The sequence below is a fragment of the Dyella silvatica genome (genome assembly GCF_026283955.1).
Taxonomy (GTDB): domain Bacteria; phylum Pseudomonadota; class Gammaproteobacteria; order Xanthomonadales; family Rhodanobacteraceae; genus Dyella_C; species Dyella_C silvatica.
This window is the reverse complement of record NZ_JAPDPE010000065.1, coordinates 20,806-29,000: the sequence shown is the minus strand read 5'-3', so window position 1 is coordinate 29,000 and position 8,195 is coordinate 20,806. Positions and strand designations below refer to the sequence as shown.

The following is an 8,195-nucleotide window of genomic DNA, read 5'->3' as shown; positions in this document are numbered from 1 at the left end:
GGTGAAGACTCATGCGACGCGCGGCAAAGCAAAATTAAAGACCTGGCTAGCTGACTGGCGCGATGCGAACACGGAGGAAACATCATGAATGAATCGCACGACGACACTATCGAAGCGCTGATGCGCCGGCAGTTCGATGGTCCCGTTGCCGACGACGGTTTCAGTGAGCGCGTCATGCAGCATTTGCCACCCCGTCGCCGCCGAGCCACATGGCCATTATGGATAGGTGTGCTGATAGGGACTGCAGCGTGTTGGATCTGCATGGATAGCCTGCCGCTGCTTCATAACGGCTGGCGTGACTGGCTGGCTGGAGAACCATCTATGTCCGCCATCGGCATGTGGGTGATGATGGCGGCCATGTCGTTGCTGGCATTGATGTGGAGCTTGGCGGAAAGCAGTAGTCGCTGACATCCTGGATGGGGCAGCATGATGGGAAGGAGCTATCGTAGTGGACGGTAGACCTCCCGCAGATGTCCGCTTCCGACTGCGGACATCACCACAGAGGTCACGCCTGGGGCTGGACTACGTGATGTTGGGGTGGCAAAGGGCGTCTTGAAGTAGAGGGAAAGCCGGCCATTCAATTTGTAGGGCTTTGTAATACCTGAGACGGCCGTGTTTGATTCGCGTCATGAAGTACGGGGGCAGGTTGATTACCCGTGTGCGGCGACACCCCCGAGTTGTTCCTGACCATTTCAATCACCGAGTCACCTACGCGCACTGGCTGCTCATGCACTAAAGAATGCTGCTTGGATGCCCGCGCGCCGAACCGGCTAAAATGCCGCCATGCAGCCTATCGACCCCTCTGATTTCCGCCTCACTGTCGCGCCGATGATGGACTGGACCGACCGGCACTGCCGGTATTTCCATCGTTTGTTGTCGCCGCATGCGCGGCTGTATACCGAGATGGTGACCAGCGCGGCCTTGGTACGGGGGCAGCAGTTGCGGCTCTTGGAGCACAGCCAGCAAGAGCATCCGGTGGCGCTGCAATTGGGTGGCAGCGATGCGCGGGAGCTGGCGACGGCGGCGCGTTATGGCGCCGATGCAGGTTACGACGAGATCAATCTCAATGTGGGCTGCCCCTCTGACCGGGTTCAGTCGGGCCGTTTTGGTGCCTGCCTGATGTATGAACCGGCCTTGGTCGGCGATTGCGTCAAGGCCATGCGCGATGCGGTGGATGTCCCGGTCACGGTGAAATGCCGCATCGGCGTGGATGATCAGGATGACTATGCCGATCTGCAGCACTTTACTGAGACCATGCTGGGCGCCGGTGTCGAGGTGTTGGTGGTGCATGCGCGCAAGGCGTGGTTGAAGGGCTTGAGCCCCAAGGAGAACCGCGAAATTCCGCCGCTGGACTATCAGCGGGTTTATCGCCTCAAGCGCGAATTTCCGCAGCTTACCGTGGTGATCAATGGCGGAATCTCCACGGTAGAAGAGGTGCAGGCGCAGCTGGGGCACGTCGATGGCGTGATGCTGGGGCGCGCCGCGTATCACGACCCGTATCTGCTGGCCCAGGTCGAGGCCGCGTTATATGGCGAGCCCCTGCCGGAGCGTGCCCATATGCTGCAACGCATGCGGCCCTATATCGAGGCTGAGCTGGCTCGGGGCGCCGCCTTGAAACACATCAGCCGGCATCTGCTGGGCCTGTATCAAGGGCAGCCGGGGGCGCGTGGTTTCCGCCGTACCTTGAGCGAGGGCGCCCATTTGCCCGGAGCGGGATGGGGGCTGGTGGAGCAGGCCTTGGCGCCGCAACGGGTTGCTGCGTGACAGTGAGCGTCTGTCCGGTCAGTATTCAGCCGCGACTGCATAAGCTGAACGAAATGGGGTCCGCTCTAGGGGCCCTACCGAGACCCAAATAAGCAATGAAAAACATACGGCTCATAGGAATTTTGCTGTTTTCCGTAGCTGGCCTGGCATGGACTGGTTCCGTGTTGGCACAGGCGGGTGAACCCGCCATCACGCTGGAGCAGGCGATTCGCCAGGTTCAGCATGAAACGGGTGGCAAGGTGCTGTCTGCTAGTACGGTACGGCGCGGGCGTGGCTCCTTCGAACACCGCATCAAAGTGCTCACGCCTTCGGGGCATGTGCGCGTGATGACGGTGACTACCGAGGGTACCAAGGGCCCAGCTTCCGCAGATTCAACCAAAAACTCGACCGGTGACGGTGAGGGCAATAAGGAGAAAGATTGATGCGTATCCTTTTGGTGGAGGACGAGGCCCCATTGCGTGAGACGCTTGCAGCGCGTCTAAAGCGCGATGGCTTTGCCGTCGATGCCGCCCAGGACGGCGAAGAAGGCCTGTACCTGGGGAAAGAAGTGCCGTTCGATCTGGCGATCATCGATCTGGGCTTGCCGAAAATGTCCGGTATGGACTTGGTTAAAGCGTTGCGCGAGTCCGGTCGGCGATATCCGATCCTGATTCTGACCGCTCGTGGCAGCTGGCAAGATAAGGTCGAGGGCCTGAAGTACGGCGCCGATGACTTCCTGGTCAAGCCATTTCACGTCGAAGAGCTGTTGGCGCGCATCAATGCCCTGGTTCGCCGTGCCAGTGGGTGGTCCAAGCCGGTGCTGGCCTGCGGCCCGATCAGGCTCGATACGACGGCGCAAACGGTGTCGGCGTCGGGCAAGCTGGTCGACCTGACCACGTACGAGTACAAAGTATTGGAATACCTGATCCTGCATGCTGGCGAGCTGGTTTCCAAAGCCGACCTGACCGAGCATATTTACCAGCAGGATTATGATCGCGATTCGAACGTGCTGGAGGTTTTCATCGGCCGTCTGCGCAAGAAACTGGATCCGGAAGGTATTCTCAAACCCATCGAGACGGTACGTGGACGCGGATACCGCTTTGCCATCCCCCGCAGCGATAGCGACGACAAATGAGCCTACGCCGTCGCGCCGCCCATTTTCATTGGCGGCGCGTGCGGCTTTGGCCACAGGGCTGGTTTTGGCAGCCTTTCTTGGCGTGGTCGGACTGACCCTGTCGCGCATCAATGCCGATAGTGTGCTGAGGGATCAGCAAGATCGCCTGGAAAATTTTCTAACCGCCTATCTGTCGAACACCGAGGTCACTCGCTTCGGCAAGGTGCTGCTGCCCGATACGCCGCCTGATCCTAGCTTTACGCGCCCAGACTCTGGGCTGTATGCGGTGGCGCTGGTCGACAATGGTCCCATCTGGAAGTCCGCTTCGGCGATCGGCCGCGATTTCAGTTTTCTGAAAAAACTGGAGCCCGGCCAAAGCCAGTTCGGGCCGATCGATACCCGCACGGGGCGGCTGTATTACTACAGCTATGGCGTGTCGATGGATACGCCGGAAAAGAAATCCGTGCGTCTCACCTTGATGGTGGCGCAGACGGAAGAAGTGCTTGAAGGTCAGAACGCCGAGGTGCGCCGCAGCCTGGTGTTTTGGCTTTCATCGCTAGGCGTGATGTTGATTCTGTTGCAGCTGATTCTGCTGCGCTGGAGCCTTACGCCATTGCGCAAAGTGGCCACCGAGATGACCCGCGTCGAGCGCAGCGAAAGCGAGCGGCTGGATAGCCAGTATCCGCAGGAGCTGACCGGCCTTACTGAGCGTATCAACGCGTTTATCGACAGTGAGCGCGAGCAGCGTGCGCGCTATCGCAACACCCTGGCCGATCTGGCGCATAGCTTGAAGACGCCGCTGGCGGTGATCCGCTCCCGTCTGGAGGCGGCGGACGACACCACCGCACTGCGTAGCGATGTACTCGATCAAGTGCGTCGAATGGATGAACTGGTGGCGTATCAGCTTGCCCGCGCGGCAACCTCCGGCCGGCAGACGTTCGCTACCGCGGTGCCGATTCCCGGCCATGCCGAGGATTTGGTGCAAAGCCTGGAAAAGGTGTACGCCGCCAAGAATGTGCTGTGCGAATTCGATATCGACGAAGGCGCGGTGTTTTATGGCGAGCGGGGCGATTTGCTCGAGTTGATGGGCAATCTGCTGGAGAACGCCTTCAAGTGGGCCGGGCACCGTGTCTTGCTGGTGGTGAAGATGGAGCCGCAAGCGGGTCGTCAACGTCCAGGGTTATGGATCAGTGTGGAAGACGATGGGCCGGGCATCGACGCCGATAAAGTCGAGAAGGTGCTTCAGCGTGGCGTGCGTGGCGATGAGCGCGTGCAGGGTCACGGTATCGGCTTGTCGATCGTGCAAGACATCATCCGCGCCTACCGGGGCGATTTGTCGGTCGATCGTTCGCCCGAATTCGGGGGCGCCCGTTTTAGCGTCAGGCTGCCGCCGAGCTGAGTTTCAGGCGCGGCTGCCAGAGCCGCTAGGTCATATCAATGCGGCGCCGGAGAAGGTCCGTAATAGGCGGTCAACAATTCGGCCACGACCGGCTCGCTGCGTTGTAATACGCCGGGCTGTGACCAATGCAGCTCGCTGACCACGGCGAAGAATTCGTCGGTGCCTTCAGCCGCATAAGCGTCGATCAGTGTCTCGCGCCCGCGTGCCGTTTCGGCGATCAAGTCATCGTAAGCGCGCTGAAAGGCATTGATCCAGGCGCGCCGAGCGATGCCGGAGGGTAATGGCGGCACCCCGTCGGCCGGGCCATCGAGCATGTCCAGTTTGTGCGCCATCTCATGCACGACGACGTTGTAGCCGTCCCAGGGCTGTTCCAGGTCCAGCAAGATGTCGGCCAGCGACAGCACCAGCGGGCCATGTTCCCAGGCTTCGCCAATCAAGACATCCTCAGCCTCGCTGACCACGCCGCTGCGTTCGTCATGATGCTTGCGGCGCACTTTGAATTCGCCGGGATAGATCAGTACTTCATTCCAGCCACGCAAGCCGCGTGGCCCTTGTTGTAAGGCGGGTAAGCAAGCCTGCATGGCGATCAGCAGGCGCAGGCGTTCGTCCAGTTCGGCGCCGGCCAGGGCGTGAAAACGCTTGCGCGCGAGGAAAATGGTGGCCAAATGCCGCAATCCGGCCTGTCTGGCCGTGTCGAGGCGTAGCGCCAACGGGCAGGCCGCTAGCGCGCGGCGCCATAACAAATCAGGGATCGGGGGAGGTTCGAATTGCGACCGAAAACGTCGCCACCAATCGCTCGCTGCCAATGACAGTTACTGAATGGAGCCGGGAAGCAGCGACTGCCAACCCAGGCTGAGACGGCGCCCGCTGGGAGGAGGCGGTGAACTGCTGCGTGAGCCGCCATCGCTGCTACCTGGGGACGGCGGCCCGCCCTGCGGCGCCACTTCGTGACCAATGAACGTCACGTCACCAGTGCCGTTGTTGTCTTTCGGCGGTGGGCAATCGTTGCTTGCATGCTGTGAGGCGGTCATATCCTGGGTGTCAGCTTCCATGGCCGACGCAGCATGGATGCTGGCGACACACAGAGCACATCCGAGTAATAACCGCTTGACACTCATGGCAAGCCGACCCCAGGACCCATAAGCAGAGTTCCCGATGCTGGCAGAAACGGTGGCTTGATGCCAGTGCTTGGGAAGGCGATGAGCAGCCTAAGCGGTTTGGCCTAGGGCCCAGGCGCGCACCACCACCACGTGATCGCAAATGTCGCGGGCGGCCCGATGGGGGCGAGCCGGGCTAGAATCCGACCATGTACGAGACTGACGATTCCCGCCGTGCGAGTGACTTCGCAATTTCGGCGCACTATCAAGGCATGGCACGCTGATGCAGGCACGACAATTGCTGGCTACCTTGGCTGACGGCGAGGCTACCTCCGGCGCGACGCTGGCCGAGCGTGAAGGGGTGACCCGCGCCGCGATCTGGAAGCAAGTGGAGGCGCTGCGCGCGCGTGGCGTGCCGATCGAGGCGCGCGGCACCGCGGGTTATCGCCTGCCGTGGTCGCTGCAGATGCTTGATGAGCAGGCCATCCGCGCCGCCTTGCCGGCCGCCGCCAGTGCGCGGCTTGGCCTGCTGGAGCTGCATTGGGAGCTCGATTCGACCTCCAGCGAATTACAGCGCCGGATTGCCCAGGCTGCCGATCTCAGCGTGGTGCTGGCTGAAACCCAAAGCGCCGGGCGTGGCCGCCGCGGCCGCCCCTGGTTATCGCCACCGGGGCTGAATCTTTATCTGTCGTGCTTGAAGCGGTTCGATGGCGGATTTGCGGCTTTGTCTGGGCTTTCGCTGGCTATCGGGGTGATCGTGCTGCGTACGCTCCATGCCCTGGGCGTTGCCGGTGCCGGGCTGAAATGGCCTAACGACATACTGGCCCATGACGGCAAGCTGGGCGGCATCCTGGTCGAACTCAGCGGCGAATACCAAGGCCCCTGTGCCGCGGTAATCGGCATTGGCCTCAACTTGCGCCTGACGCCGCAATTGCGCGAACAGGCTGGGCAGCCGAGCTGTGATCTTGCGGGCTTGTGCGGCGGTACCCCGCCTGATCGCAACCGTACTGCAGCAACCCTGATCGGCGCACTGGTCGAGGGCCTTGCTCAGTTCGAGCGGGAAGGTTTTGACGGCTTTGTCGATGAGTACGCCAAATATGATTTGTTAAGCGGCAAGCCGCTGCGTTTGCAGGGGGCGCTGGGCACGCTCGATGGTGTCGGCGCGGGGGTCGATGCACGCGGTGCCTTGCTGCTGCAGACCGATCAAGGCCTGCGGCAAATCGATAGTGCAGATGTGACGGTGCGGCGTGCATGAGATTGCTATTGGACTTGGGCAATACGCGATTGAAGTGGGTGTTGCATGACGGCTCCACCGAAGTCGCGCGCGGGGCGGTGGCCTGGAACGAAAATGTCGAGGCGGTTTTAACCGAGAGTTGGCGCGAGTTAGCTGCGCCATCGCAGATCCTCGGCGCATCGGTGGTCGATGCCGCGCGCGAGGCGCAGGTGGCGGCTATCGTCACGTCGCGCTATGCGCAGTCGACGTATTGGCTGCGCACGCCGACTGCGGCTTGTGGGGTGCGTAGCGCTTATGCGGAGCCGGAGCGCTTGGGTATCGACCGCTTCCTGGCGATGGTCGCGGCCTATCACGGCGGCCACGCGCCTTGCGTGCTGATCGGCGTGGGCACGGGTTTGACCTTGGATGCGCTGGCCGGCGATGGCCGTCATCTAGGGGGCTTGATCGCCCCAGGGCCGCAGCTGATGCAGCAATCGCTGTTGGGTGCGACGGCACGGGTACGGCCTGAGCGGCCGGGGCTGATCCTCGATGTGGCAGACAACACAGCCGATGCGGTGGCTTCGGGGTGTTGGCAGGCGGCCGCCGCCCTGGTCGAACGCTTTGTCGCACGCATGAGTCCGAAACTCGGTGGGTCGATGACCGTGAGTCTCGGCGGCGGCGACGCCGGGCAGCTGTTGCCGCTGCTGGCATTTCCCGCGCAATTAATGCCCGATGGCGTGCTGTATGGTTTGGCGGTGTGGGCAAATACACATACTCCAGCCCAGACGTCTGTTTAGACTCTCGCTTTAGCCGAGACCCGATGTCGCGATGCGAGATGACTTCGGATCGTTGCGCTTCTGCTCCGGCACCTACTTGATGGCACGTGGATCACCGAATGTTTCTGCGCCTGCTCTTTGTTCTATTGATTGCGCTCAATATGGCTGTGGGGGCCTGGCTTTGGCTTGGGCAGGATGATGCGCATGGTCGCAGCGCCACCGACGCCGATATTCCTCCGTTGAAGCTGCTATCAGAGCGTCCCGCCGCATCGACGGCTACCTCCAGTTCGGTGTCGCCGAGTGCGAGTATTGCGCCAGCCCCGGCGCCAGCCCAGACGGCTGCGCCGGTGGCCGCGCAAACGCTGCCGCCGGCACGCCCCAATAGCTATACCTGCACCGCCTTGGGGCCCTTCGCTACCCAGGTCGATCTGCGCACTGCGCGCAGTGCGTTGAGTACCCAGGCGGTACGTATGCGCTCGCGTCAGGAGCAAACGACGCAGAGCCGAGGATGGTGGGTGCACCTGCCGCCCAGTGGCAGTCGCGATCGTGCATTGGAGCAGGCGCGCAAGCTGAGTGCCTCAAAGATCGGCGATTATTTTGTGGTGAGTTCTGGCGATCAGTCGAACACGATTTCGCTGGGCCTGTTCAAGGACCCCGCCAATGCGCGCAAGCGCCGCGACGAAGTCGTAGCTGGAGGTTTTCCTGCGCAAATGAGCGAGCGTACCGAGACCGTGCCGGAATACTGGCTGGACCTGGCGATTGCCGACAACGCCCATTTCGATTGGCACAGCCGCATTCATAGCGGCGTGGGCTCGCACAGCACCGGTTGTTTCTAAGGGCTGACTGGGCGCTT

Annotated in this window: 10 protein-coding genes; 8 read left to right on the top strand and 2 right to left on the bottom strand. The window is 61.7% G+C overall.

Translation table 11 applies throughout. The features are described from left to right. The first annotated feature begins 84 nt into the window (after positions 1 to 84). From OUZ52_RS13725 to OUZ52_RS13705, 5 genes are all read left to right on the top strand, one after another. The gene (locus OUZ52_RS13725) at positions 85 to 408 is read left to right on the top strand and encodes a DUF5056 domain-containing protein (RefSeq protein ID WP_266158972.1); all 324 of its coding nucleotides are present in this window, start codon (positions 85 to 87) and stop codon (positions 406 to 408) included. 375 nt (positions 409 to 783) lie between these two features. Further along, positions 784 to 1,764: a tRNA dihydrouridine(20/20a) synthase DusA gene (gene dusA, locus OUZ52_RS13720; protein ID WP_266158971.1), complete on the top strand. Its 981-nt coding sequence runs from the start codon at positions 784 to 786 to the stop codon at positions 1,762 to 1,764. 95 nt (positions 1,765 to 1,859) lie between these two features. Continuing rightward, positions 1,860 to 2,186, top strand: coding sequence for a PepSY domain-containing protein (locus tag OUZ52_RS13715; RefSeq protein ID WP_266158969.1), 327 nt, complete (start codon positions 1,860 to 1,862; stop codon positions 2,184 to 2,186). Next, complete coding sequence (locus OUZ52_RS13710; RefSeq protein WP_114845204.1) at positions 2,186 to 2,878, top strand: response regulator transcription factor; 693 nt, start codon at positions 2,186 to 2,188, stop codon at positions 2,876 to 2,878. The genes OUZ52_RS13715 and OUZ52_RS13710 overlap by 1 nt, the downstream gene beginning before the upstream one ends. Beyond that, a complete protein-coding gene (locus OUZ52_RS13705) occupies positions 2,844 to 4,256 on the top strand; it encodes an ATP-binding protein (protein ID WP_266158973.1) in 1,413 nt (470 codons plus the stop codon). The genes OUZ52_RS13710 and OUZ52_RS13705 overlap by 35 nt, the downstream gene beginning before the upstream one ends. Positions 4,257 to 4,291: 35 nt before the next feature. Here OUZ52_RS13705 and OUZ52_RS13700 read toward each other — a convergent pair whose 3' ends face one another. Beyond that, positions 4,292 to 5,062 carry a M90 family metallopeptidase gene (locus tag OUZ52_RS13700; RefSeq protein WP_266158968.1) on the bottom strand — a complete coding sequence of 257 codons (771 nt, stop codon included), beginning with the start codon at positions 5,060 to 5,062 and terminating at the stop codon, positions 4,292 to 4,294. A 6-nt stretch (positions 5,063 to 5,068) separates the two neighbouring features. Further along, the gene (locus OUZ52_RS13695; RefSeq protein WP_266158967.1) at positions 5,069 to 5,308 is read right to left on the bottom strand and encodes a hypothetical protein; all 240 of its coding nucleotides are present in this window, start codon (positions 5,306 to 5,308) and stop codon (positions 5,069 to 5,071) included. Between the two features lie 328 nt (positions 5,309 to 5,636). Here OUZ52_RS13695 and OUZ52_RS13690 point away from each other — a divergent pair, with 328 nt between their 5' ends. The 3 genes from OUZ52_RS13690 to OUZ52_RS13680 all read left to right on the top strand — a co-directional run bounded on the left by OUZ52_RS13690 (position 5,637) and on the right by OUZ52_RS13680 (position 8,178). After that, a complete protein-coding gene (locus OUZ52_RS13690) occupies positions 5,637 to 6,608 on the top strand; it encodes a biotin--[acetyl-CoA-carboxylase] ligase (RefSeq protein ID WP_266158966.1) in 972 nt (323 codons plus the stop codon). Continuing rightward, positions 6,605 to 7,363 carry a type III pantothenate kinase gene (locus tag OUZ52_RS13685; protein WP_266158965.1) on the top strand — a complete coding sequence of 253 codons (759 nt, stop codon included), beginning with the start codon at positions 6,605 to 6,607 and terminating at the stop codon, positions 7,361 to 7,363. Before OUZ52_RS13690 ends, OUZ52_RS13685 begins: the two co-directional genes overlap by 4 nt. Positions 7,364 to 7,461: 98 nt before the next feature. Beyond that, the gene (locus OUZ52_RS13680) at positions 7,462 to 8,178 is read left to right on the top strand and encodes an SPOR domain-containing protein (RefSeq protein ID WP_266158964.1); all 717 of its coding nucleotides are present in this window, start codon (positions 7,462 to 7,464) and stop codon (positions 8,176 to 8,178) included. Positions 8,179 to 8,195: the final 17 nt, after the last annotated feature.

What these genes read in the sequence shown, in the direction of transcription:
- OUZ52_RS13725 (WP_266158972.1), top strand. Translation starts at nt 85, where the DNA reads ATGAATGAATCGCACGACGACACTATCGAAGCGCTGATGCGCCGGCAG.
- dusA (WP_266158971.1), top strand. Translation starts at nt 784, where the DNA reads ATGCAGCCTATCGACCCCTCTGATTTCCGCCTCACTGTCGCGCCGATG.
- OUZ52_RS13715 (WP_266158969.1), top strand. Translation starts at nt 1,860, where the DNA reads ATGAAAAACATACGGCTCATAGGAATTTTGCTGTTTTCCGTAGCTGGC.
- OUZ52_RS13710 (WP_114845204.1), top strand. Translation starts at nt 2,186, where the DNA reads ATGCGTATCCTTTTGGTGGAGGACGAGGCCCCATTGCGTGAGACGCTT.
- OUZ52_RS13695 (WP_266158967.1), bottom strand. Translation starts at nt 5,308, where the DNA reads ATGGAAGCTGACACCCAGGATATGACCGCCTCACAGCATGCAAGCAAC.
- OUZ52_RS13690 (WP_266158966.1), top strand. Translation starts at nt 5,637, where the DNA reads ATGCAGGCACGACAATTGCTGGCTACCTTGGCTGACGGCGAGGCTACC.
- OUZ52_RS13685 (WP_266158965.1), top strand. Translation starts at nt 6,605, where the DNA reads ATGAGATTGCTATTGGACTTGGGCAATACGCGATTGAAGTGGGTGTTG.
- OUZ52_RS13680 (WP_266158964.1), top strand. Translation starts at nt 7,462, where the DNA reads ATGTTTCTGCGCCTGCTCTTTGTTCTATTGATTGCGCTCAATATGGCT.